The sequence below is a fragment of the Cupriavidus sp. KK10 genome (genome assembly GCF_018223725.1).
Taxonomy (GTDB): domain Bacteria; phylum Pseudomonadota; class Gammaproteobacteria; order Burkholderiales; family Burkholderiaceae; genus Cupriavidus; species Cupriavidus necator.
The window spans coordinates 4,517,711-4,540,328 of record NZ_CP073677.1 but is presented as its reverse complement, the minus strand read 5'-3'; the positions used below and the strand labels follow the sequence as shown (position 1 = coordinate 4,540,328).

The 22,618-nt window shown below is 67.7% G+C and carries 21 protein-coding genes; 6 read left to right on the top strand and 15 right to left on the bottom strand.

Translation table 11 applies throughout. The features are described 5' to 3' along the window. Window positions 1-271: 271 nt before the first annotated feature. Complete coding sequence (locus KB879_RS21155; protein ID WP_013952377.1) at window positions 272-790, top strand: MarR family winged helix-turn-helix transcriptional regulator; 519 nt, start codon at window positions 272-274, stop codon at window positions 788-790. A 92-nt stretch (window positions 791-882) separates the two neighbouring features. Here the strand turns inward: KB879_RS21155 and KB879_RS21150 are convergent, their stop codons facing one another. After that, window positions 883-1,782 carry a LysR family transcriptional regulator gene (locus KB879_RS21150; RefSeq protein ID WP_013952376.1) on the bottom strand — a complete coding sequence of 300 codons (900 nt, stop codon included), beginning with the start codon at window positions 1,780-1,782 and terminating at the stop codon, window positions 883-885. Between the two features lie 136 nt (window positions 1,783-1,918). Here KB879_RS21150 and KB879_RS21145 point away from each other — a divergent pair, with 136 nt between their 5' ends. The 3 genes from KB879_RS21145 (at window position 1,919) to KB879_RS21135 (ending at window position 5,054) form a co-directional block, all read left to right on the top strand. Then, window positions 1,919-3,091, top strand: a complete 1,173-nt coding sequence (locus KB879_RS21145) for a TauD/TfdA family dioxygenase (RefSeq protein ID WP_013952375.1) — start codon at window positions 1,919-1,921, stop codon at window positions 3,089-3,091. Further along, a complete protein-coding gene (locus KB879_RS21140; protein WP_013952374.1) occupies window positions 3,088-3,975 on the top strand; it encodes an oxaloacetate decarboxylase in 888 nt (295 codons plus the stop codon). The genes KB879_RS21145 and KB879_RS21140 overlap by 4 nt, the downstream gene beginning before the upstream one ends. Window positions 3,976-4,100: 125 nt before the next feature. Then, window positions 4,101-5,054, top strand: a complete 954-nt coding sequence (locus tag KB879_RS21135) for a tripartite tricarboxylate transporter substrate binding protein (RefSeq protein ID WP_153955489.1) — start codon at window positions 4,101-4,103, stop codon at window positions 5,052-5,054. Between the two features lie 75 nt (window positions 5,055-5,129). On the opposite strand, the gene KB879_RS21130 is transcribed toward KB879_RS21135, so the two are convergent. From KB879_RS21130 to KB879_RS21070, 13 genes are all read right to left on the bottom strand, one after another. Further along, entirely contained in the window at window positions 5,130-6,548 is a 1,419-nt protein-coding gene (locus KB879_RS21130; protein WP_080569583.1) for an MFS transporter, read from the bottom strand. 239 nt (window positions 6,549-6,787) lie between these two features. Beyond that, window positions 6,788-7,744: a PDR/VanB family oxidoreductase gene (locus KB879_RS21125; protein WP_013952371.1), complete on the bottom strand. Its 957-nt coding sequence runs from the start codon at window positions 7,742-7,744 to the stop codon at window positions 6,788-6,790. A 26-nt stretch (window positions 7,745-7,770) separates the two neighbouring features. Continuing rightward, entirely contained in the window at window positions 7,771-8,745 is a 975-nt protein-coding gene (locus KB879_RS21120; RefSeq protein ID WP_211979722.1) for a VOC family protein, read from the bottom strand. A gap of 23 nt (window positions 8,746-8,768) precedes the next feature. After that, window positions 8,769-10,247: an aldehyde dehydrogenase gene (locus KB879_RS21115; RefSeq protein ID WP_211979721.1), complete on the bottom strand. Its 1,479-nt coding sequence runs from the start codon at window positions 10,245-10,247 to the stop codon at window positions 8,769-8,771. Window positions 10,248-10,287: 40 nt separating this feature from the next. Beyond that, a complete protein-coding gene (locus tag KB879_RS21110) occupies window positions 10,288-11,088 on the bottom strand; it encodes an aspartate dehydrogenase (RefSeq protein ID WP_211979720.1) in 801 nt (266 codons plus the stop codon). A gap of 12 nt (window positions 11,089-11,100) precedes the next feature. Then, complete coding sequence (locus tag KB879_RS21105; RefSeq protein WP_211979719.1) at window positions 11,101-12,816, bottom strand: thiamine pyrophosphate-binding protein; 1,716 nt, start codon at window positions 12,814-12,816, stop codon at window positions 11,101-11,103. Beyond that, window positions 12,809-13,612, bottom strand: coding sequence for an SDR family oxidoreductase (locus KB879_RS21100; RefSeq protein ID WP_013952366.1), 804 nt, complete (start codon window positions 13,610-13,612; stop codon window positions 12,809-12,811). The genes KB879_RS21105 and KB879_RS21100 overlap by 8 nt, the downstream gene beginning before the upstream one ends. Window positions 13,613-13,617: 5 nt before the next feature. Then, the gene (locus KB879_RS21095) at window positions 13,618-14,472 is read right to left on the bottom strand and encodes an IclR family transcriptional regulator (protein WP_041228809.1); all 855 of its coding nucleotides are present in this window, start codon (window positions 14,470-14,472) and stop codon (window positions 13,618-13,620) included. 38 nt (window positions 14,473-14,510) lie between these two features. Further along, window positions 14,511-15,047 carry a cupin domain-containing protein gene (locus tag KB879_RS21090; RefSeq protein ID WP_013952364.1) on the bottom strand — a complete coding sequence of 179 codons (537 nt, stop codon included), beginning with the start codon at window positions 15,045-15,047 and terminating at the stop codon, window positions 14,511-14,513. A gap of 34 nt (window positions 15,048-15,081) precedes the next feature. Further along, window positions 15,082-15,855, bottom strand: a complete 774-nt coding sequence (locus tag KB879_RS21085) for an SDR family oxidoreductase (RefSeq protein WP_013952363.1) — start codon at window positions 15,853-15,855, stop codon at window positions 15,082-15,084. Continuing rightward, a complete protein-coding gene (locus KB879_RS21080; RefSeq protein ID WP_013952362.1) occupies window positions 15,848-16,909 on the bottom strand; it encodes an aromatic ring-hydroxylating dioxygenase subunit alpha in 1,062 nt (353 codons plus the stop codon). Before KB879_RS21080 ends, KB879_RS21085 begins: the two co-directional genes overlap by 8 nt. 40 nt (window positions 16,910-16,949) lie before the next feature. Beyond that, window positions 16,950-17,255: a recombinase-like helix-turn-helix domain-containing protein gene (locus KB879_RS21075; protein ID WP_371827369.1), complete on the bottom strand. Its 306-nt coding sequence runs from the start codon at window positions 17,253-17,255 to the stop codon at window positions 16,950-16,952. 251 nt (window positions 17,256-17,506) lie between these two features. Next, window positions 17,507-18,391: an alpha/beta fold hydrolase gene (locus tag KB879_RS21070; RefSeq protein WP_013952360.1), complete on the bottom strand. Its 885-nt coding sequence runs from the start codon at window positions 18,389-18,391 to the stop codon at window positions 17,507-17,509. 314 nt (window positions 18,392-18,705) lie between these two features. Here KB879_RS21070 and KB879_RS21065 point away from each other — a divergent pair, with 314 nt between their 5' ends. Further along, on the top strand, window positions 18,706-19,800 hold the full coding sequence (locus tag KB879_RS21065; protein WP_153955484.1) for a porin: 1,095 nt from the start codon (window positions 18,706-18,708) through the stop codon (window positions 19,798-19,800). A gap of 112 nt (window positions 19,801-19,912) precedes the next feature. Continuing rightward, window positions 19,913-20,905, top strand: coding sequence for a tripartite tricarboxylate transporter substrate binding protein (locus KB879_RS21060; RefSeq protein ID WP_013952358.1), 993 nt, complete (start codon window positions 19,913-19,915; stop codon window positions 20,903-20,905). A gap of 85 nt (window positions 20,906-20,990) precedes the next feature. Here the strand turns inward: KB879_RS21060 and KB879_RS21055 are convergent, their stop codons facing one another. Beyond that, complete coding sequence (locus KB879_RS21055; protein ID WP_211979718.1) at window positions 20,991-22,574, bottom strand: fatty acid--CoA ligase; 1,584 nt, start codon at window positions 22,572-22,574, stop codon at window positions 20,991-20,993. Between the last annotated feature and the right edge of the window lie 44 nt (window positions 22,575-22,618).

Sequence of the window (22,618 nt, the reverse complement as noted above, 5' to 3'; positions counted from 1 at the left end):
GCGCACCGCGAAAACAGGGTTGGCTCGGGTTACAACACTTTTGGTTGTTTTATTAGTAAAACGTACGTTCACATCAGGAACGTTATTAATCCTAGGTCGTCAATATTGACAACTCAACTTACGTTAAATACCAATTGACATGGTAATTTTTTAGACTTGCCCGTTGCCGTGAAAGCGACACACGGTGGCGGAATTGGCTAGCGGCTGTGAGACAATCTGGCCCGCAAACCGGCCCCGCATGACGGCCGGCAGACCCGATCAAGAGGAACGCATGCCCCGTGACGCCGCGCCCGCCAAGGGCCAGCCCGCGCCAGACACCGACATCACCAGCCCGTGGACCGACCTCGACGAGGCCGGCAGCGGCCTGACCGTCGACAATTTCCTGACCACGATGCTGAGCCAGCTGGTCACCGCGCTGCGCAGCACGGTGACCAAGCCCTATGCGGAACAGTTCGGCCTGACCGTGCCGGAGTGGCGCATCCTGGCGCTGCTGGCGCACGCGCGCGAGCTGCCGTTTGCCGAGCTGGTGACGCAATCGACCTCGGACAAGGCGCTGGTGAGCCGCACGCTGCGGCTGCTGGAGGAACGGGGGCTAGTGCAGCTGACTTCGGCCGGCAACACGCCGCGCAAGAAGCTGATCTGTGCGATCAGCGAAGCTGGTGCGGCACTGCACGACCAGGTGATGCCGCTGGCGCGGCGGGGGCAGGCGCAGGTGATACGGCAGTTGTCGCCAGAGGAGCGCGAAGCGGTCTACCAGGGGCTGCGCAAGCTGTTGCGCGCGCAGGCCTGACAAGGAAAGCGGCTTCCGGACGACTTGCTCGCCCGGAGCCGCCACAGCCAGCGTTTGCCGGGCACCCCAACCCGGCCTTCACTCCCGCCGCCTCAGTGGCGCGCTGCCACGCTCTGGCGCTGGTACGAGGCCAGCGTCAGCCGCATGGCGTCACGCACAGCCGCCACCGAGCGGTTGTCGTCATCCCCCTTGCGCGTCACCAGCGACAGGGTCAGCACCGGCGCCGAGCGGCCCAGCCGCACCAGCCGCACCGGGTAGTTTTGCACCAGCGTCGGGTCGGGCCCCTGCAGGATCGACACCCCCAGCCCGGCACTGACCATTGCCACGATCGCCGGCGCACTGTCGAACTCCAGCGTGCCGCGGATTTCGGACACGTGCGCATGCACGTACTGCGCCGCCATCGCCCCGGACACGGTATTGCGGTCGTAGCGGATCCAGTCGTACAGGCGGAACAGCGAGGCCACGTTGGTCTCGGTGGACGCGGGTGGTGCGATCAGCATCAGTTCGCGCCGCATCATCGGGGTCCAGCGCAGCCGCGCCGAACCGCCGGCTGCCGGCTGCGCCACGAGCGCCGCATCGATGTCGCCTGCCTTGACCGATGCCGTCAGCGTGCTGCTGCGCCCGCGCACCAGCCGCAGTTCCAGCCTGGGATGGCGCTCGCGCACATAGCGCACGATGCCGGGCAGCACGACCGGTTGCAGCGACTCGATCACCCCCAGCCGCACTACCCCCTCCACCGCCAGTCCACTTCCGGAGCGCAGCGCTTCCAGGTTCTGCAGTGCCTGGCGCATGGTGTCGGCCACCTCGCGCGCGAGCTGGTTGGGCCGCGCCTGCAGCCCGGAGCGGTCGAACAGCGGCTTGCCCAGGTACTGCTCAAGCTGCTTCATCTGCATGCTGACAGCGCTGGGGGTGACGTTGGCCTGACGCGCGGCGCCGGCGAAGGTGCCGGTCTGCAGCACGCCCTCAAGCGTATGGAAGGTCTCAATTTTCATCAAAAAATCTTATGAAGTAACTCAAATAAGTTCGCTTTTCTAATGATAGGGCACGCCGCTAGACTGGGCTCACGGGATCGAACACAGATCGAACCCAACCACTGCACGCTACGCAAAACACGGAGGAGCCCCCGACATGTCAGTCATCGCCGCATCGCAACGCCCCGTCGCCTGGACCGCCCAGCAAGCCCGCGAGGACCGCTCCTGGGTACTGCGCATGAACGAGGCCGAAGTCCAGGGCATGCGTGACGCGCTCGACCACGCCAGGACACTGAACAAGCCGCTGCTGGCAATGCAGCAGGCCGACTTTCCGCTCAATGACGCCGCCCGCGCCGTGCTCAGGCGCGCCATCGACATCACCCAGGGCGGCTGGGGCATGTGCCTGCTCAAGGGCTTTCCGGTCGACGAATGGACCGAGGAGGAATCGCGCCTGGCCTACTGGGGCATGAGCCTGTACATGGGCGTGGGCCGCACGCAGAACCGCGCCAGCCAGTTCATGAACGACGTGCGCAATGAAGGCGGCGAATACAAGGTCAAGGGCGGCCGCGGCTACAACACCAATGCCGGGCTGGATTTTCACCAGGACTCGTGCGACGTGGTCGGCCTGCTGTGCCGGCGCACCGCGCGCGCGGGCGGCACCAGCAAGGTGACCAGTTCGATAGCGCTGTATGAGGAAGTGCAGCGCCGCCGCCCCGACCTGATCCCGGTACTCAAGGACACCTTCTTCCACAGCTACCAAGGCACGCAGGACCCCAGCCAGCCGCCGTACTACCGCTGCCCGGTCTTCGGCAGCCATCCCGAGTATTTCTCCGCGCGCACCAACCGCAAGAACACCGACGCCGCGCAGCGCGACTTTGCCGAGCTGCCGCGCCTGACGCCGGCGCAGGTCGAGGCGCTGGACCTGCTCGACGAGCTGATGCCGAGCGAGCTGCTGTGCTTCACCATGGAACTGGAGCAAGGCGACATGCAGCTGCTGAACAACTACGTCACGCTGCATTCGCGCACGCCGTTCGAGGACCATGAGGAGCCGGACCGCAAGCGCCACCTGTTCCGCCTGTGGCTGGCCGTGCCGGGTTCGCAGCCGCTGCCCGAAGACTGGAAGGAATATTACGGCGACGTGCGTGCCGGATCGGTGCGCGGCGGCGTGCGCGGCAGTGAGATCACGCAGGAATTCCTTGACTATGAGAAGCGCCAGGCGGCGGCGCTCGGCATGCTGTTCGAGACCTGGCGCCCACAGCTGCGCCAGGAAGACATGGTGCGCATCCTGGCCGGGCATGCGGCCAAGGCGGCCGCGGGCGCCACGGCATGAGCGGCGACAGCACGCACTCCCCTTCGCTGAAGGAACGCCTGCGCCGGCCCGAGCCGGTGCTGGCGCCCGGCGTCTACGATGCCCTCAGCGCGCTGCTGGCCGAGCAGGCCGGCTTCGAGGCGCTGTACCTGTCGGGCGGCGCGGTCGCCTACACGCTGCTGGGCCACTCCGACGTGGGCCTGACCACGGCCACCGAGACCGCCGACGTGCTGGCGCGCATCACCGACCGCGTGTCGCTGCCGGTGATCGTCGACGGCGACACCGGCTACGGCAACGCGCTCAACACGCAGCGCACGGTGCGCGCTTTCGAGCGCGCCGGCGCGGCGATGATCCAGCTCGAGGACCAGGGCTTTCCCAAGCGTTGCGGCCACCTCGCCGGCAAGTCGCTGGTCACGGTGCGCGAGATGTGCGGCAAGCTGCGTGCCGCTCTCGACGCGCGCCATAGCGCCGACACACTGATCCTGGCGCGCACCGACGCCGTCGCCGTGGAAGGCCTGGACGCCGCCATCGAGCGCGCCGAAGCCTATCTGGCCTGCGGCGTCGACGCGCTGTTTATCGAGGCAGTAGTGTCAGCCGCCGACATGGACCGCGTCTGCGGCCGCTTCGCCGCACGCGTGCCGCTGCTGGCCAATATGGTCGAGGGCGGCAAGACCCCGATCCAGAGCGCGGCCGAACTGGGCGGGCGCGGCTACCGCATCGTGATCTACCCGGGCGGCACCGTGCGCTTCGCCTCGCGCCAGCTGCAGCGCTACTTCGCCGGCCTCAGGGCCGACGGCAGCACACGCGCATTCATGGAGGAAATGAACGATTTCGACGCACTGAACCGGCTGATCGGCACGCCCCAGCTGCTCGACGCCGGCCGCCGCTATGCGGACGACGACTAACGGCACGCGCCGCCACGTTGCCCCGCACATGCTGTAAGGCATTCCGCCCACCAGAGGCAGGCCAGAAGCCCCCGCAACGATGCCCCCATCGTCCAGGTACATAAAGAGAGAAACGGAGACAACCCATGCAACGACGCGAATTCCTGGCGCTGCTGGCGGCCAGCACAATGCTGCCCGGCACCCTGCAGGCCGCCCCGGCCGTGACCAAGTTGCTGGTCGGCGCCACGCCCGGCGGCGGCACTGACCTGGTGGCGCGCGCGCTGGCCGCTGAACTGGAGCAACGCCTGAAGCACCCCTATATCGTCGAGAACCGCGGCGGCGCAGCCGGCAACATCGCGGCGAGCGCGGTGGCCAAGGCCGATCCGGACGGCGGCACGCTGCTGCTCAGCTACACCAGCCACGCCATCAATCCCGCGCTGTTCGACAAGAAGCCGTTCGACCCGATCAAGGACTTCACGCCGATTTCGCTGATCGCCACCTCGCCGCTGCTGCTGGTGTCACGCCCCGACCTGGGCGCGAACAACGTGCGCGAGCTGATCGCGCTGGCCAAGTCCAGGCCCGGCAAGCTCAGCATCGCCGTGGCCGGCCTCGGCAGCGCCAACCACCTGGCCGGCGAGATGTTCAAGCAAGAGGCGGGCATTGACCTGGTCAGCGTGCCTTACAAAGGCGCGTCCCCCGCGATCGCCGACGTGGTCGCCGGCCAGGCCGACTTGCTGCTGGGCAACGTCGCCACGGTGCAGCCGCTGTTGCGGGCCGGCAAGGTCAAGGGGCTGGGCGTCAGCAGCCTGAAGCGCCTGCCCGCGTTCCCGCAGATCGCGCCGATCGCCGACGTGGTGCCCAATTTCGACTACAGCTCGTGGTACGGCCTGCTCGGGCCGGCCGGCATGTCGGCGGACGTGGTTGCACAGCTGGAGAAAGCCGTGCGCGCCGCGGTCGCGTCGCCGGCAATGCGCAAGCGCCTGGCCGGCGAAGGGCTGATGCCGGTGGGCAATGATGCCGCGCAGTTCACGCAGTTCCTGCAGGGGGAAATCGCGCGTTGGGCGAAGGTGGTGGCGGTTACCGGGGCGCGGATGAGCTGAGCTTCCGGCGCAAAGAAAAAGGGCTGCACCGGATCACGGTGCAGCCCCCAAGGGAACGGGACGAGCAACGCCCGTTCAGACCTCCAGCTCCTCCAGCACGCGGCCCTTGGTCTCAATCCCAAGGAAATGTACCGTGACAGCCGCCAGCGCGGGCACCACGGACAGCGCGAAGAAGGCAATGCTGAGATCACCACTGCCGATGGTGCTGGCAATCAGCCCCGGCGCGAAGATCGCCGCCAGCTTGAGCCACGCCCCACCCAGCCCACACCCCATCGCCCGCACGCTGGTCGGATACAGTTCCGGCGTATAGACATAGGCGGTGATGAAGCCGCTGGCCAGGAACCCCATCGCCAGCGCGCACAGGGTCGCGACCACATACACGTTCGACGCGTGGAACACCCCCGCCAGCACCAGCGACAGCGCGCACAGCAGGAACGACACATTGATCACCGGCTTGCGCCCGACCTTGTCCACAATCATCGCGCACACCAGCGAACCGACCACGCCCAGCACCGAGGCGCCGGCGGCGAGGTTCAGCGCCAGCTGCAGCGGCGCGTGGTAGACGGTCTTGTAGACCGTGGGCAGCCACGTCGACAGCCCGTACTGGATAAAGCCGCAGGTTGCCCACAGCATCCACACCGCCAGCGTGCGGCCGATATAGGGCTTGCTGACCAGGTCGCGCACGCGGCGGCGCGGGTGCTGTGCCATGCGTTCGTAGGCGCTGGTGTCGCCCAGCGGCGGCAGCGGCGTCCTGGCGCGCGCCTCGAAGGCCCACAGCGCGGCATCGGCCTCGTCCAGCCGGCCCTTCTCGGCCAGCCAGCGCGGCGATTCCGGGATCACGCGGCGCAGGATGAAGAACAGCACCAGCGGCACGCCGCCGATGAAATACATCAGCTCCCAGCCGTAGTGCGGCACCAGCCAGGCGCCGATGCCGTTGGACACCATCAGCCCGATCGGGAACACCACCTCGTACAGCAGCACGAAGCGCCCGCGCCCATGGGCGCGCGTGACCTCGTTGATATAGGTGGCCGCCACCGGCAGTTCGCCGCCCAGGCCCAGGCCCTGCACGATGCGCAGCAGCGCGAAGATCTCGAACGACGGGGCAAAGCCGCAGGCCAGGCTCATCAGCCCGATGATGCCCGCGCTCCAGCCGATCGAGCGCAGCCGGCCGAAGCGCTCGGCCAGCCCCGGGAACAGCAGCGCCCCGACCAACTGGCCGACCGACGGCGCCGCGATCAGAAAGCCGATCTGGCCCGGCGTGAGCGACCACTGCGCGATCAGCAGCGGCAGCGTGGCGGCGATGGCGATCACGTCGAAGCCATCGAAGAAGGTGGCCAGGCCGATCAGCAACCGGGCGCGGATATGCATGGCGTTTCCCGGCATGCGCTCGATGCGGGCAACGATATTGCCGCGCGTGAGCGGGCCGCTGCGGGCCGCCGCTGCGCTCTGGCCGGCGCTGTCAGCCGTGGTCACGATACCTGCGGTGGCGGCCACCGGTGCGCCGGGGGACGCTGCGTCTTGTCTCTGGGTCAGCACGGGATGTCTCGGTTTGATTCTTGGGGCGGCCCGGCATGCGGGAGGTTTGCTCCCCTCTCCCGCATGCGGGAGAGGGGCCAGGGGTGAGGGGCGGCGGTTCTGGTGGCGTGGTGCCTTGCCAAACCACCCCTCACCCTGCCCTCTCCCCATGAGGGGAGAGGGGAACACCATCGGTGTCCAAAGGCTGTGCGGCAGGATTACAGGTCGAGCACCAGCTTGCTGCCCTTGCACCCCGACACGCACACCATCATGGTCTTGTTGCTGGCGCGCTCGCTGCTGCTGAGCACGCTGTCGCGATGGTCGGGGCAGCCTTCCAGCACCGCGGTCTCGCACGAGCCGCACACGCCTTCGCGGCAGCTGTAGTCCATCTGTACGCCGGCATCGAGCAGCGCGTCCAGCAGCGACTTGCCGGACGGCACCTTGACGGTGGTGCCGGTGCGCGACAGCGACACGGTGTACTCGCCTTCCTGCACCGCCTCGGTCGAGGGATCGGCGGCAAAGCGCTCGATGTGCACGTTCGGGTAGCTATGCGCTTCGCAGGCAGCCTCGAACGCCTTCAGCATCGGGCCGGGGCCGCAGCAGTAGAAGTGCGTCTGCGGGTCCTGGCCAGCCAGCATCGCGTTCAAGTCCGGCGGCACGCCGGCCTCGTCGTCGAAGTGAAAGCGCACTGCATCGCCATGGGCCGACAGCTGTTCGACGAATGCGGCCTCGGCACGCGAACGGGCGCAGTAGATCAGCGTGAACGACTTGCCCAGTTCGGCCAGCCGGCGCGCCATGCAGACGATCGGCGTCACGCCGATGCCGCCGGCGACCAGCACGGTGTGCGCGGCGCTTTCGTCCAGGGCGAAGTTGTTGCGCGGCGCCCCCACGGTCAGCGTGGTGCCAACGCGCAGCTGCTCATGCACGTAGCGCGAACCGCCGCGGCTGCCGCGGTCCAGCAGCACGCCCACGGTATAGCGCTGGCGCGCTTCGGGCGCGCCGCACAGCGAGTAGCTGCGCACCAGGCCGTTGCCCAGGTGCAGGTCGATATGGGCGCCCGGGCTGTACTCGGGCAGGGTCTTCCCTTCGGGATCTTGCAGTTCGATGCTGACCACGCCGCGCGCTTCATAGCGCATGGCGTGGACGCGCAGGGTCAGGGACTGGTGGGCACTCATTGCTGCTTCCTTCGATTGCTGCTGACTTACCGCTTCTCGGTCAGGAACTTGCCTGCCGGTCCGCCCGCGTTCTTCTGGCGGCGGGTGTTGCCGTCGATGCCGCCTTCGATCGCCCATTCGGCGAACATGGTCGGCCCCGGCTCGAAAGCGCGCGGCTCCCAGTGTTCGTCCAGCTGGTCTTCGTCGGCGTAGTACTCGATCAGGCCGCCGGCCGGGTTCTTGAAGTACCAGAAGTAGGCCGACGAGATCGGGTGCCGGCCCGGGCCGAGCTGCGTGTCCCACCCCTTGCGCGAGACATGCATGCCGCCGCCGAAGACTTCATGGATGTCGCGCACGGTGAAGGCGACGTGGTTCAGGCCGCTTTTGGGTTCCGGCAGCTGCAGCAGGAACAGGTCGTGGTGGCCGCCTTCGGGCGTGCAGCGCAGGAAGGCGCCGCGGTCCGGATAGCGGTCCGACGGCACGAAGCCGAACTTCTCGACATAGAAGCGCTCCGTGGCCTTGACGTCCTTGACGAAGAACACCACGTGGCCCACTTCGATCGGGGTGGCGTGGTCGTAGATCGGGCTGCGCTGGTTCAGGCGCGGCTTGTCGTTCCACGTGTTCATCAGTGCGCATTCGACCTGCACGTCATGCTTGCGCGTGGCCTGGAAACGCACGGCCAGGCCGTTCGGGTCGGTGCAGCCGATGCGCATCGTATCGCCCTCGCCTTGCTTCACGAAGCCCGGTGCGTCGGCAATCGTCTTGGCGAGCTGGTCCAGCGAGGCCTGCGAGTCCACGCCCCACACCACTTCGCGCAGCGTCGGGCCGGCTTCGATCGCGGGCGGCAGCGTGGCGTCGTCGATGCGGCGCACCAGCACGCGGCAGCCGTTGAGCGTTTCGAAATCCAGGCCCTGCGCGTCGTCGCGCTTGATGGCCAGGCCCCAGTCGGTGAAAAAGCCACGGCAGGCGTCAAAGTCATCCGCGCCGTAGACGATCTCGTCGATCCCCAATACCTTGATCATTGCTTCTCTCCAGCCTGCCGGGTTCAGTGGTTGGCCCACGGCAGCGGTTGTTCGTTCAGGCCCCAGTACACGCTCTTCTGCTCCATGTACTGTAGGATGCCAAGCCGTCCCTTCTCGCGGCCCAGGCCACTGTCGCGCCAGCCGCCGAACGGCGTCGCGATCGAGAACTGCTTGTAGGTGTTGATCCACACGTTGCCCGCCTGCACGGCCCGTGCCACGCGCCAGGCGCGTTTGTAGTCACGCGTCCAGATGCCGGCGGCGAGCGCATAGACGCTGTCGTTGGCCTGCGCGATCAGGTCGTCCTCGTCGTCGAACGGGATCGCCACCAGCACCGGCCCGAAGATCTCTTCCTGGCAGATACGGGCGTTGTTATCCAGCCCTTCGATGATGGTCGGCGTGTAGAAATAGCCGTTGGGCAGGCCGGCCACGTCGGGGCGCAGGCCGCCGGTGCGCAGCTGGCCGCCCTCTTCCACGCCGGCGGCGACGTACGACTCGATGCTGTCGCGATGGCGGTCGGTGATCAGCGGGCCCATCTGGGTGCGCTCATCGGCGGGGTCGCCCACGCGCAGGTGCGCGGCGCCCGCGGCCAGGCGGTCGATAAAGGCTTCGTACTGCGAGCGTGCCACGAACAGGCGCGAGCCGGCGATGCACGACTCGCCCGACGAGCTGAAGATTCCGTACAGCACGCCGTTGACCGCATGGTCCAGGTCGGCATCGTCGAACACCATGGTCGGCGACTTGCCGCCCAGTTCCAGCGACACCGGCATCATCTTGTCGGCGGCGATATGGGCGATGTGCTTGCCGGTGGTGGTGCCGCCGGTGAACGACACGCGCCGCACCAGCGGATGCTTGGTGATGGCGTCGCCGATCACCGAGCCCTTGCCCGGCAGCACGCTGACCAGGCCCTTGGGCACGCCGGCCTCTTCGCAGATGCGCGCCAGTTCCAGCGCCATCAGCGGGGTGACTTCAGCGGGCTTGACCACCACGGCGTTGCCCGCGGCCAGCGCCGGCGCCATCTTCTGCGCCTCGCTGGCGATCGGCGAGTTCCACGGCGTGATCGCCGCGACCACGCCCATGGGCTCGTACACGCTCATGGTCAGGCAGTCGCCGCGCTGCGGCGTGATGGTTTCTTCCAGCGTCTCGCAGGCGGCGGCAAAGAACTGGAAGGTGCCGGCGGCACTGGCCACCAGGGCGCGCGTCTCGCTGATCGGCTTGCCGTTGTCCAGGCGCTGGCGCTGGGCCAGTTGCTCGCCCTGGGCGCGGATCAGTTCGGCCACGCGGTACAGGACCGCGGCGCGCTCATGCAGCTTGCGCTGGGCCCAGCCGCTGGTGAGGAAGGCCTGGTGGGCGCCCTGCACCGCTTCTTCCACGTCCGACAGGCTGGCGGCGTTGAGTTCGGCCACCACTTCGCCGGTAGCCGGGTAGCGCGTGCCATAGCGGTCGCCGGTCCCCAGGCGCCATTCGCCCGCGATGCAGATGGGGAGTACTTCTTGCGTCTTCATTGTCGTTGCCTGCTAAGTCTGTAGGGCGTGGCTGCCGGGACTAGATCGATACCGCGTGCGCGCGGTTGCCCAGTGCGCGCACCACGCTGAACACCGTCAGCGCGGAAGTCTTGGGGTTGGCCGCGAGCGGCTTGCCGCGCATGGTCAGCTCGAAGCCGCCGAAAGCGCCTCGCGCCTCCACGTGATGCACGTTCTCCACCGCATGCGGGTCGGCCAGCAGCTTCACCGACGTGCGGTCCAGCCCCAGGCCTGCCAGCGACACAGTGGCGGCCACGTTGGCGTTCTTGGGATACAGGCGCGCCGCGTCGCGTGCCGTGCCTTCGAAGATCACGGTCGCCTCGGTCAGCGCATTCAGGTCGAAGAGCTGCTCGGCCGGCGTGCCGGCCCAGGCGCGAGCCGGCTTGCGGCCGGTGTAGATCACTTCATCCAGCCCGCCGACACGCGCCGCGGCCAGCGCATCGATCGCGCCGATCGCACCCGACAACAGCTGCACCTGCGTGCCGCCGCGGCGCGCCGCCGCTTCCAGCCGCTCGGCCATGCCGGGCTCGGACAGCGCGCCCACCGACACCACCATGCACGGGATGCCGCGCTCCAGCGCCGGCACGATGTGCTCTTCCAGCGCATGGTGGCCGGCACACTCGACCAGCAGGTCGGGACGCTGGTCGTCCAGGTGCGTCGCCACGCGGGCGCCCGGCGCCAGCGCGCAGACCGCGTCGCGTGCCTCGTCCATCGTGTGCTCCGGCACGATCACCATGTCGAACACCACGTCAGGATCGCTCTTGAGCAATTCCATCACGCCGCGGCCGATCGCGCCGCAGCCAACCATGGACACATGCAGCATCTCCGGTCTCCCTCAGGCGGTGACAGTGGTTTGTTCGCGCGCCGGCTCTTCGTTGTCCTTGTTCACCGGGGGGCCGGCAAAGATGGTCTTGAAGGAACCGATCGACAGCATGTCGATTTCAAGCAGGAACGGGCCGGACTCGGCCGTGGCCGCTTCCAGCGCGGCGTCGACCTCGGCCAGGTTGCTCACGCGGGCATGGCGCAGCGACAGCGACTTTGCCAGCGTGGCGTAGTCCGGCGTATGCAGGTCCACGTAGTGGCGGCGGCCGCCGTACTGCGCGTCCTGGATGTTCTTGATCACGCCGTAGCCCTTGTCGTTCATCAGCACGATCACCATGTCGGCGCGTTCCTGCACCGCGGTGGCCAGTTCGCCCAGGTTCAGGATGAAGCCGCCGTCGCCGGCCAGCGTGAACGTCTTCTTGCCCGAAGCGGTCGCCGCAGCACCGATCGCGGCGCCGATGCCCATCGCCAGGCCCTGGCCGATGCCGCCGCCCAGCGCATGCACGCCGGCACGCGAATCGAAGATGCGCAGATGGCGGTTGCCCCAGGTGCTGTTCGACACGGTCACGTCGCGCACCCAGTTGAAGCTGCGGCCGACCGCGCCCTGCAGCGCCTGCACCAGCGCCGAGTACGGGCCCAGGCCGTCGACCAGGCTGTTGACGGCGGTGTCGTGCGCGCGGCGCAGGTCGGCGGCGAAGGCCGGATCGATCTGCATGCGCTTTTCGAGCCGATCCGCCAGGGCGTCCAGCGCCAGCGCGGCGTCGCCGCTGACAAAGTAGTCGCTCAGGTAGCAGCGGCCTTCGGCGGCTGGGTCGGCGTCGATGCGCAGCAGCGGGCGCGGCAGCTTCAGTTCGTACTTCAGGGTTTCATTGCCGCGCAGGCGCGAACCCACCACCAGCATCGCATCGCAGGTCTGGTAGAAGTTTTCGACCGGCTTGTGCAGGTTGAAGGCACCCAGCGAGTGGGGATCGTCTTCCGGCACAATGCCGCGGCCCTGCGTGCTGGTGACCACGCCGAAGCCCAGGTCCAGCAGGCGCTGCACCTGCTTGCTGGCGTGGCGCGCACCGCCGCCCAGCCACAGCAGCGGGCGCTTGGCCTTGACCAGGCGCTCGGCCAGCGCGTCCAGCGCGTGCGCCGACGGCACGTGCTGCGGCACCGGCAGCGGCTGCAGGTCGGCCGGCATGTCGATCAGCGCGGCCTGGATGTCGATGGGGATCTCCACGCTGACCGGGCCGGTCGGCGCCGTCAGCGCGGTCTGCACGGCCAGCTTGATGGTGCTGATGGCGGTGTCGGCACTGCGGATGCGGAAGGCGGCCTTGGACACAGCCTTGAGCATGGTGAGCTGGTCCGGGGCTTCGTGGATGTAGGCGAGGCTCTGATCCAGGTACGGCGTTTCGATCTGGCCGGTGATGTGCAGCATCGGCGTGCCGGCGGTCAGCGCTTCGACCATGGCGCCGGCGGCGTTGCCCGCGGCGGTGCCGGTGCTGGTCAGGCATACGCCCAGGCCGCCGGTGGTGCGGGCATAGGCGTCGGCCATATTGGTGCCGCCCGCTTCGCCGCGCGCCGGCACGAAGCGGATCTTGCCGCGCTCGCCCATGGCATCGAGGATCGGCATATTGTGGATCGAGATCACGCCGAAGGCGGCCTTGACGCCGCACTGCTCGAGAAACGCCGTGATGGCGCAGCCGACGGTGACCTGCTGTTGTTCGTACTGGTGTTGATTAGGCATGACGGGAGTGTCCTCCGGAGATATCGAAATGGCTGCCCGTGGTGTACGAAGACAACGGCGAGGCAAGGAACAGGATGGCGCGGGCTGCCTCGACCGGCAGGCCCAGGCGGCCAAGGGGAATATGTTTCTGCTGGGCCAGGCGCGCGGTCCATGCGGCCCAGTCCAGGTGGCGGTCTGCTTCGGGGCGCGCCTCGAAGCGGCGGCGCCACTGGCCCGATTCGACCAGCCCGATCAGGATGCCGTTGACCCGGACGCCCTTGGGCGCAAACTCGGTGGCCATCGAGCGCACCAGGTTGAGCACGCCGGCACGCGCGGCGGAGGTCGCCACCATGTGCGGCTCCGGCTGCTGCGCCAGCAGCGAGTTGACGCAGACGATGGCGCCCTGGCCTGACTTCTCCAGTTGCGGCAGGAAGGCGCGCGTCGGGTGGATCACGGAGAAGAACTTGAGCTGCAGCTCTTCCATCCAGGCAGCGTCTTCGGTGTTGGCGAAGGTCGACACCCGACCCTGGCCGGCATTGTTGACCAGCATGTCGACGTTGCCCAGCGTGGCCTGCACGGCAGCGGCAAAGGCGGCGACCTGTTCAGGCTTGAGCACGTCGCAGGTGGCGGCATAGAGCCGGCATCCGGGGAATTTCTCGCGCAACTGCGCCTCGGCGCTGCGCAGGCGGCTCTCGTCGCGGCCGCACATGGCCACGGCGGCACCCGCTTCGAGCAGCAGCTCGACGGTCGCCAGCCCGATGCCGGAGGACCCGCCGGTAACGACGGCAACCTTGCCGCCGAGTTCAATCATGGACATTGTCCTCACTCCCGATACAGATTCACCACCTTGGCGCCGCTGCTGTGCAGCGACGGGCGGTAGTCGAGCAGGCGCGACAGCTCGCCCGCGGTATCCCTGACCTTCTCCACCATCGCATCCAGCTGCGCCGGATCGATATGCGCGGCGGGGATGGTTGCGCCCAGCGCCGCCACCACCTTGCCGGTGCGGTCGCGCACCGGCGCGGCAATGGTCGAAATGCTGGCTTCGAAGAAGCCTTCCTGCAACACGTAGCCTCGCTCGCGGTCGCGCTGGACGATCTCGTGCAGCTCGTCGACCGTGCGCGGCGTGCTCTCGGAGAACACCGCAAGGTGCGTTTCCGGGTACAGCGTGCGCAGCTCCGCCAGCGACAGGTCTTCCAGCAGCACGCGCCCCAGCACCGTGGCATGCGCGGGCAGGCGCGTGCCGACGTTGACCGAGCTGGCAAACGGCCGCGGCGACACCGCCTTGGCCACGTAGACGATCGAACGCCCGTCGCGCACCACCAGGTTGCTGGGGTAGCCGATCTCGTCGCGCAGCCGCTCCAGCAGCGGGCGGCCCAGCTCGGTCAGCTCCAGCGACGCCAGGTATTCAAACCCCAGGCGCAGCACGGCCATGCCCAGCCGGAAATCCCGGCCGCCATCGGCGCGTTCCACAAAGCCCAGCATTTCCAGCGTGGCCAGCAGGCGGAACACGGTCGAGCGCGGCACCTTCAGACGGCGCGCCAGTTCCGCTGCCGACATGGTGCGGTCCTTGCTGCTGAACTCGCTCAGCAGGCGCAGGCCGCGCTCCAGGCCCGGAACGATGTACTTGTCCGGGGTCTCGTTGGCGGCGGGCGTGGCCGGAATGGGGTTGCTGCTCATGGCTTCGGTGGATGCGTGCTGACGGACGTTCGCCGGCATCAGCGCTTGATCTTCGTCAGCGGATGCTCGGGCGGGTAGGTCGGCGTGATCGGCTTCTTGGCACCCAGCATCACGCACATCAGCGCGTCTTCCTCGCCGATGTTGATTTCCTCCCGGTAGACGCCAGGGGGCACCGAGACTAGGTCACGGTCGGTCAGGATGGTCTCGAAGCGCTCGCCGTCCTTTTCCAGGATCAGCTTGACCTTGCCGCGCAGGATAAAGAACACCTCTTCCACATCGGTGTGGATATGCGACGGGCCTTCATGGCCGGCCGGGATGATCATCGTGGAGAAGGTGAAATGCTCGCTCGGCACGGTGTTGGTGTCGGCGGCCACGCCGGTGCCGCCGGTGCCCAGGTAGCGCATCTGCGCGCGGCGGTACTTGGGGTCGTAGTCGGCCTGGAACTTCAGCGCGTCCCAGTCGTACTTGCGCGTGGAGAAGCGCGCCACGCGGCTTTCCATCCACTGGTCGAACGAGGCGTCCTCCGGCTGGTCCCAGGAACGCTTGATGTTTTGTGGTTGAGAAAGATCGCTCATTTGGATTCCTTCTGTTTTCAGTGGATCGGTTGGTTCAATGCATGACAAAGCCGCCGTTGACCGCCAGCGTCTGGCCGGTCACGAAACGGGCGAGGTCGGACAGTGCAAACAGCACCGCGCCGCAAACATCGTCGGGCAGTTGCTCGCGCGTGATCGCGCGCTGCTCGCGGTACAGGTCGTGCCGGTGCTGCGGCACGTATTCGGTGGCTTCCACCAGCGTCAGGCCCGGGGCCACGGCGTTCACCGTGATCTGGTCCTTGCCCAGTTCACGCGCCAGCGACCGGGTCATGCCGATGATGGCGCTCTTGCTCGCCACGTAGGCCAGCAGGTTGGGCGCGCCCCACAGCGGCGTGTCCGAAGCCAGGTTGACGATGGCGCCGCGGCCGCTGGCGCGCAGCGCCGGCAGGCAGGCGGTGGTCATCAGCCAGGTGCCGCGCACGTTGACGTTCATCACGCGGTCCCAGGTGGCGATGTCGATGGTGGCGGCGTCACGGCCGCCGGAATCCGTTACCGCGGCGTTGTTGACCAGGCCGTCGAGCCCGCCCAGCGCCTTGACCGCGGCCTCGGCGCAAGCCTGCACCGAGGCCGGATCGGACAGGTCCAGCGTGACCGGCACCACCTTCAGGCCGCGGGCGCGCAGGGCGTCGGCTTCCTGCTGCAGGCGCTCGGCCAGGATGTCGGCCATGGCCACGGTGGCGCCGGCTTCGGCCAGCGCCTTGACGAAGGCCAGGCCCAGTCCGCGCGCGGCGCCTGTGACCAGCACCTTGCGCCCGGCCAGCAAGGTGTTGTTGGTGTTTGCCTCAGGCATGGCTGGCGGCTCCGGCGGGTTGCAGCATGGCGACGGGCTCGTCGGCCACTTCCTGCTCGGCGCGGCGCTTGAGCAGGCGGCGCACGCGGGTGATGCCGGCGTCGTGCTGGTACAGCATCTCGTGGTCGCGCGCGTTCGGGGCCATCATTTCCAGCACCACGCGGTCCTGCTCCAGCACGTCCCAGTGCAGCTGCTCCAGGCGGTTGCGATACAGGAAGCGCCACACGTCGCGCTCCCAGGCCTGCACGTGGCGGGTACGCCAGAAGAACACCATGCAGTGGTCTTCATCCACCGGCGTGGCCATGCCGACGATGCCGAACGGGCCGCCCGGGCCGACACTGGCGCGGTACGGAATCGCCAGGCGCAGCCACAGCGTGCCGGTCTCGCCAAATTCCACCCAGTCGAAATTGACGCCGCGCTGGCCGGTCTTCTCGAACACCAGGCCATGCTCGGTCTCGCGCACCTGCATCACGGCGGACTTCTCGCCGCTGGCCATCGAGTGCGACACCGCATGCAGGTAGGCACCGTGCATCGGGTCCATCACGTTGTCGATGGCGTAGCGGTAGTTGCAGTCCCAGTGCGCCACGCACAGGAAGTTGCTGTGTTCTTCGCTGACCAGTTCTTCCGGCAGGCGCAGTTCGTCGGGGCTGCCCTCGCCTTGCGGGGCCTGGTCGCCGAACCACAGGAAGATGGCGCCGGCCTTTTCCTGCACCGGGTAGCTGCGCACGCAGGTGCGGCCTTCCAGCGGGCAGCTTTCCACCGCCGGCACGCTCTTGACCTGACCGTCGCCGCCGACCTCGACGCCGTGGTACCAGCAGGCAACGCGGTCGCCCAGGTTCCAGCCCATCGACAGGCGCGCGCCTCGGTGCGGGCAGCGGTCTTCCAGGGCGTGGACCTGGCCTTCGCCGTCGCGCCACAGCACGATGTTCTGGCTCAGGCGGGTGATGCCGATCGGGGCATGGGACACCGCCCACGAGGCGGCGACCGGGTACCAGTAGTTGCGCAGGCCGGTGTTCAGGCGGGCTTCGGTGCGGGCTTGCTTGTTCGATTCCATGGTTTTCTCGCTTCGAGGCTGGACTTGGACTGGGGCGGGCTCAGGCACCCAGCCGGCGCATTTCGGACAGGAAGCGCTCTTCGGTCCAGGGCTGGCCGTCCACGCCCAGGAAACCGGCGTCGTTGAAGGCGCGCACGATGTCCTGCGGGTTCTGCGCGCCGCCTTCGAACGCGGCTTCGAGGGCATCCCCCAGCGCGTTCTCATAGGCGGTCGGTGCGGCGGCGCGGGTCTGCCAGACGATGTTGGCGACCTTGCCGGGTTGCTCGATATGGCCCTTGCCTGCCACGTTGTTCGGCGCCGGACGCTCCCAGGGCACCAGGTTCGGGTTGTACGTGAGGCTTTCCATTGCGCTTTGCTCCATGTCTTGCAGCGGGGGGACCGTGTTCCGCGTGCCGCGTCGACCGGTCTTGCGATCGCCTGGCTACGTTTTACTAATGAAACACTGGTTTAGATATTGAACACAGGTACGACTATAGACAACGCGGCCACAAAAATTGACTGGGGTTAACCCGCGATCGGCACTACGAAATCTGGAAGGGGTGGCGCAAGGTGCGCGCCACCACGTGGGATGCGGCGGCAGGCGCCGCCGCGGTGGCTTCAGGTGATGTCGTCCAGCACCGAGCGGATCAGCCGCGCGGTGGCGGCGGCCTGGTCGATATAGCAGGCGTGGCCGGCATCGGGGATCAGCGAGAACGGCAGACCGAAGCGTTCGGCCAGCGTGCCGCAGGCGGGCGGCGTGGTGACCACGTCATGGCTGCCGCAGGCAATCTGCGTGGGCAAGGCATCGGGGCGCTGCGCCAGGTAGGCGTGGATGTCGTCGCCGCACAGCATCGCCACCGCCTGCCGGTAGCCGTCCGGGTTCAGCCGTTGCATGTTCCAGCGCACCCATGCCTGTGCGCCGGGGTCGGCCTCTTCGCTCAGCAGCCGGGCCGGCCCGCGTTGCGCCAGGCCATCGACGCCCAGGGATTCCAGCGCCTCCAGCCGCTGGCGCGCAACCTCCCTTGCCTGGGCTTCCCTTCCCGCGCCGCCGTAGCCTTGCGCCACGCTGAGCAACAGCAGGCGCGCGGGCAGCTGGCGCGCGTTGGCGACATAGGCCGCCGCCATCAGCGCGCCCAGCGAATGCCCGACGATCAGCGCCGGCTGCACGCCCAGGGCCTGCAGCAGTCCGTCCAGCCGCTGCGCGTAGTCAGATGCCAATGGCCGCGCCTGCGCCAGCGGCGACGAATCGCCATAGCCCGGCGCATCCCAGGCGATCACCCGCGCGTGCGCGGCCAGCAGGCTCGCGCACGGCAGCCACGACGCCGCGCCGGAACTGATGCCGTGCAGCAGCACGACCGCCGGGCCAGTGCCCCCGCCGCAGCGGTAGGCCACGCGCTCGCCGCCCGCGCCCACCTGCACCACGCGCTGGGCAAACCCGCTGTCGAGGGCTTCCAGCAACTGCCGGTCTGGCTCAGTTGGCTTGCGAGGCTGATTTTGTTCCATATATAAAACTTAGGTTTGAGAATAAAACTTTTGAAGCATAGGCGTGTCGGGGTCCAACCGGGATGAGGGTTAACGATAGGGAGAGCGAAAACCTGTGCGCAGAGCCGGCGTTAGCCGTCGTGGCGCCGCCTCACTAGGGATAACCCTCCTCACATCTTGTGGAAACTCACGGCTATATTTTGCCTAACGTTTCTTATGTTGTTTGATGTTTCATATATAAAACACAAAAGAGACCGAAACAGCATTCGCGGCCGCCATCCGTAGTGGCAGCGGACAACAAGACGACAAAACGGAAAACGGAAGGAAACTGGTAGATGAAACTTGCACGAATTGCCGCAGGCCTGGCCGCGGCTTTCCCCCTGCTGGCCTCGGCACAATCTTCGGTCACCCTGTACGGGGTCATCGACACGGGCGTCGAGTATGTGAGCAATGTCGGCGCCAACGGCAACGGCCTGGTGCGCATGCCCAACCTGACCGCGACCGTGCCCTCGCGCTGGGGCATCCGCGGCACCGAAGACCTGGGCGGCGGCCTGAAGAGCATCTTCGTGCTGGAGTCGGGCTTCTCGCCGGATTCGGGCACCTCCAATCAGGGCGGCCGCCTGTTCGGGCGCCAGGCTCTGGTCGGGCTGACCAACCAGTACGGGACGCTGTCGTTCGGCCGGCAGTACACCATGCTGTTCTGGGCCACGCTCGACAGCGACGTCCTGGGGCCCAACGTGTACGGCTCGGGCTCGCTCGACAGCTACCTGCCCAATACGCGCGCCGACAACGCGGTGTCGTACAAGGCCAACTTCAACGGCTTCGTGGTGGGCGCCACCTACAGCTTCGGGCGCGACGCGGTCAACGCCGGCCCCAGCCCCTCGGGCACCAACTGCGCCGGCGAGAACGCCGCCGACAAGAAGGCGTGCCGCGAGTGGTCGGCCATGCTCGGCTACGACAACAAGACCTGGGGCGTCACCGCCGCGTATGACTCGCAGCGCGGCGGCCCGGGCGCCTTCGGTGGCCTGACCAACAGCAACCTGACCGACGACCGCCTGTCGCTGGGCGGCTACATGCTGTTCCAGCGCGCCAAGATCGGCGCCGGCTGGATCCGCCGCGACAACGAGGGCAGCCGCACGCCGATCAGCGACCTGTACTACGCCGGCGCGTCCTACGACATCACCCCCGCGGTCAACCTGGCGGGCCAGGTCTACTTCCTGAACTACCACGGCAGCGACAACCAGGCCATGCTCTATACGCTGCGCGCGATGTACAGCTTCAGCAAGCGCACCTCGGTGTACGCCACCGCCGGCTTTATCAACAACGGCGGCCAGCTGGCCATGTCAGTCAGCGGCGGCTCGCCTGGCTCGAACCCGCGCCCGGGCGAGAACCAGTGGGGCTCGATGATCGGCATCAAGCACGTTTTCTGATTTCCTCCGCGCCCCCCGGCGGTACCGTCCGGCGCATGCAACGCGCCGGACGCCAACACAGCCATTGGCCCCGGCCCGTCCGGGCGCCGCGTCTTACAGAGGTCTGAACATCATGAAGTCCGTACGCCGCAAAGTACTCGCCACGCTGGCCGCCGCGACCGCCCTGGTCGCTGCCACCGGCGGCACCGCCCTGGCCCAGGGTGCGTACCCGAACAAGCCCATCACCATCGTTGTGGCCTACCCGGCCGGCGGCGACGTCGACGTGCTGGCGCGCATGTTCGCCGAAAAGCTCGCCCCGCGCCTGAAGCAGTCGGTGGTGGTGGAAAACCGCACCGGCGCCGCCGGCACCATCGGCAGCGCCTACGTGGCGCGCGCCAACCCGGACGGCTACACTCTGCTGCTGGCCCCCAACACCGTCGCCATCGCGCCGCTGGTGCTCAAGGCCGGCGCCGGCGCCAGCTATGACGTGCAGCACGATTTCACGCCCATCAGCCAGATCGGCACGCAGTCGCTGTTCGTGGTCGTCAACAAGGGCACCGGCATCACCAAGGTCAGCGACCTGGTGGCACGCGCCAAGGCCGGCAAGGTGGAAACCTATGCCACGCCCGGCAATGGCTCGCCGATGCACATCATGGGCGAACTGTTCAACAAGTCCGCCGGCATCAAGATCAGCCAGGTGCCCTACCGCGGCCTGGCGCCCGCCATCGTCGACGTGATCGGCGGGCAGGTGCCGGTGACCTACATCACCTACGGCGCGATCTCGCAGTACGTCGGCAACGGCAGCCTGGTGCCGCTGGCGGTGGCGGACCAGAAGCGCTCGCCGTTCGCGCCCAACGTGCCGACGCTGGCCGAGCTGGGCTACAAGGACGTGGAAATCGGCGCCTGGCAGGCCCTGCTCGGGCCCAAGGGCATGCCGGCCGACCTGGTGCGCACGCTCAACACGCACGTCAACGAGATCCTGAAGATGCCCGACGTGGTGGCGCGCATGGCCACCATCGCGGTCACGCCTTCGGGCGGCGAGCCCGCGGTGCTGTCAAAGCTGATCGCAGCCGACACGGCCCGCTATACCAAGGTGGTCAAGGAGTTCGGCATCCAGGCCGACTGAGGCCGGAGCAATGCCGGCAGGCAAAACAAAACCCGCCAGTCACGGCGGGTTTTGCTTTGGTGCTTTGGCTTGCTGCTTGCCAGCGTCAGTTCACCCGCCGGTTCATCCCTTCCCAGAACGGCTCGCGCAGCTTGCGCCGCAGCAGTTTGCCCGATGGGTTGCGCGGCAGCGCTTCGACAAACTCGATGCTCTTGGGCACCTTGAAGCCCGCCAGCCGCTGGCGCGTCCACGCGATGATGCCGGCCTGGTCCGGCGCCTGCCCGGGCTTGAGCACGACGATGGCCTTGACCGCCTCGCCCCACTTCTCGTCGGGCACGCCGATCACCGCCACGTCCGCCACTTGCGGGTGGCCGTAGATCGCGCTTTCAACCTCGGCCGGATAGACGTTCTCGCCGCCGCTGATGATCATGTCCTTGACGCGGTCATGGATGTACAGGTAGCCGTCGGCATCCATGTAGCCCGCGTCGCCGGTGCGCAGCCAGCCTTCGGCGTCGATGGTGCGCGCGGTCTCTTCGGGCTGCTTCCAGTAGCCGGCCATGTTGTGCTGCGAGCGCACCACGAGTTCGCCGACCTCGCCGGGCGCGAGCTGGCGGCCTTCATAGTCGACCACCTTGATCTCCACGCCAGGCAGCGGCTTGCCCGCGGCACGCATGCGCGGCACTTCCTCGGTGGTGTGGTCCTCGGGCGGCAGCGCCACGATGGTGCCGGTGGTCTCGGTCATGCCGTACTGCTGCACGAAGCCGCAGCCGAACACCTCGATGCCCTCGCGCAGCAGCGCCGCCGGAATCGGCGCGGCGCCGTACAGCAGGTACTTCAGGCGCGAGTAGTCCACCTGGCGCGCGCGCGGGTCGCGCAGCACGATCTGCATCGCGGCCGGCACCAGGAACAGCTTGCTGATACGTTCCTTCTCGATAAAGTCGAGCACCGCGCGCGGATCGAACTCGCGCGCGACCACGCCCTTGGCACCGGACAGCAGGTTGCGCAGGCCCCAGCCGGAGCCGCCGATATGCGCCACCGGCATCGCCACCAGCGAAACATCGTCGGCGACCCAGTGCGACCAGCGCACGTTCTCGCGCTCGCTGACTTCGGTGCCGATGGTCAGGTTGCGGTGCGTGAGCATCGCGCCCTTGGGCCGGCCGGTGGTGCCGGATGTGTACAGCTGCAGCAGCACGTCATGCGCGGCGGGCTGGTGCGCGGGCGGCGTATCCGGCTGCGCGTCGCGCCAGCCGGTGTAGCACTGCCAGTCGCTTTGCTCGGCGCACGGCTCCATCACCACCACCTTGCGCACCATCGGCAGCGCGGGCAGCAGGTTCCGGACCATTGCCGCCGATTCCGCCCCGACGAAGAGCACCACGGCATCGCAATGGCCGAGGATGAACTCCACCTCGGGCGGCGCCAGGCGCCAGCTGGCCGGCGTCATCACCGCGCCGATCTTGGACGCGCCAAGCAGCAGCTCGAAATAGTGGTCGCTGTTCTTGCCGATATAGCCGATGCGCTCGCCGACCCCGGCGCCTTCAGCCAGCAGGGCCTGTGCCACGCGATTGGTGTTCCACTCGAACCCGGCATAGGTGGTCTGCCGGCCTTCGAACGCATACGCCACCGCCTCGGGCCGCAGGCGCGCGAAGTGGCGTACCGCGTGGGGCAGTGTCGTCAGATAGCTGAAGTCCATCCGCGCCTCCTGATTCTGATAGTGTCCGGACCAGCGGTGCGCGG

What these genes read in the sequence shown, in the direction of transcription:
- KB879_RS21135 (WP_153955489.1), top strand. Translation starts at nt 4,101, where the DNA reads ATGCAACGACGCGAATTCCTGGCGCTGCTGGCGGCCAGCACAATGCTG.
- KB879_RS21115 (WP_211979721.1), bottom strand. Translation starts at nt 10,247, where the DNA reads ATGAAGACGCAAGAAGTACTCCCCATCTGCATCGCGGGCGAATGGCGC.
- KB879_RS21120 (WP_211979722.1), bottom strand. Translation starts at nt 8,745, where the DNA reads ATGATCAAGGTATTGGGGATCGACGAGATCGTCTACGGCGCGGATGAC.
- KB879_RS21055 (WP_211979718.1), bottom strand. Translation starts at nt 22,574, where the DNA reads ATGGACTTCAGCTATCTGACGACACTGCCCCACGCGGTACGCCACTTC.
- KB879_RS21155 (WP_013952377.1), top strand. Translation starts at nt 272, where the DNA reads ATGCCCCGTGACGCCGCGCCCGCCAAGGGCCAGCCCGCGCCAGACACC.
- KB879_RS21125 (WP_013952371.1), bottom strand. Translation starts at nt 7,744, where the DNA reads ATGAGTGCCCACCAGTCCCTGACCCTGCGCGTCCACGCCATGCGCTAT.
- KB879_RS21105 (WP_211979719.1), bottom strand. Translation starts at nt 12,816, where the DNA reads ATGCCTAATCAACACCAGTACGAACAACAGCAGGTCACCGTCGGCTGC.
- KB879_RS21070 (WP_013952360.1), bottom strand. Translation starts at nt 18,391, where the DNA reads ATGGAACAAAATCAGCCTCGCAAGCCAACTGAGCCAGACCGGCAGTTG.
- KB879_RS21095 (WP_041228809.1), bottom strand. Translation starts at nt 14,472, where the DNA reads ATGAGCAGCAACCCCATTCCGGCCACGCCCGCCGCCAACGAGACCCCG.
- KB879_RS21090 (WP_013952364.1), bottom strand. Translation starts at nt 15,047, where the DNA reads ATGAGCGATCTTTCTCAACCACAAAACATCAAGCGTTCCTGGGACCAG.
- KB879_RS21110 (WP_211979720.1), bottom strand. Translation starts at nt 11,088, where the DNA reads ATGCTGCATGTGTCCATGGTTGGCTGCGGCGCGATCGGCCGCGGCGTG.
- KB879_RS21065 (WP_153955484.1), top strand. Translation starts at nt 18,706, where the DNA reads ATGAAACTTGCACGAATTGCCGCAGGCCTGGCCGCGGCTTTCCCCCTG.
- KB879_RS21145 (WP_013952375.1), top strand. Translation starts at nt 1,919, where the DNA reads ATGTCAGTCATCGCCGCATCGCAACGCCCCGTCGCCTGGACCGCCCAG.
- KB879_RS21075 (WP_371827369.1), bottom strand. Translation starts at nt 17,255, where the DNA reads ATGGAAAGCCTCACGTACAACCCGAACCTGGTGCCCTGGGAGCGTCCG.
- KB879_RS21140 (WP_013952374.1), top strand. Translation starts at nt 3,088, where the DNA reads ATGAGCGGCGACAGCACGCACTCCCCTTCGCTGAAGGAACGCCTGCGC.
- KB879_RS21150 (WP_013952376.1), bottom strand. Translation starts at nt 1,782, where the DNA reads ATGAAAATTGAGACCTTCCATACGCTTGAGGGCGTGCTGCAGACCGGC.
- KB879_RS21080 (WP_013952362.1), bottom strand. Translation starts at nt 16,909, where the DNA reads ATGGAATCGAACAAGCAAGCCCGCACCGAAGCCCGCCTGAACACCGGC.
- KB879_RS21085 (WP_013952363.1), bottom strand. Translation starts at nt 15,855, where the DNA reads ATGCCTGAGGCAAACACCAACAACACCTTGCTGGCCGGGCGCAAGGTG.
- KB879_RS21060 (WP_013952358.1), top strand. Translation starts at nt 19,913, where the DNA reads ATGAAGTCCGTACGCCGCAAAGTACTCGCCACGCTGGCCGCCGCGACC.
- KB879_RS21100 (WP_013952366.1), bottom strand. Translation starts at nt 13,612, where the DNA reads ATGTCCATGATTGAACTCGGCGGCAAGGTTGCCGTCGTTACCGGCGGG.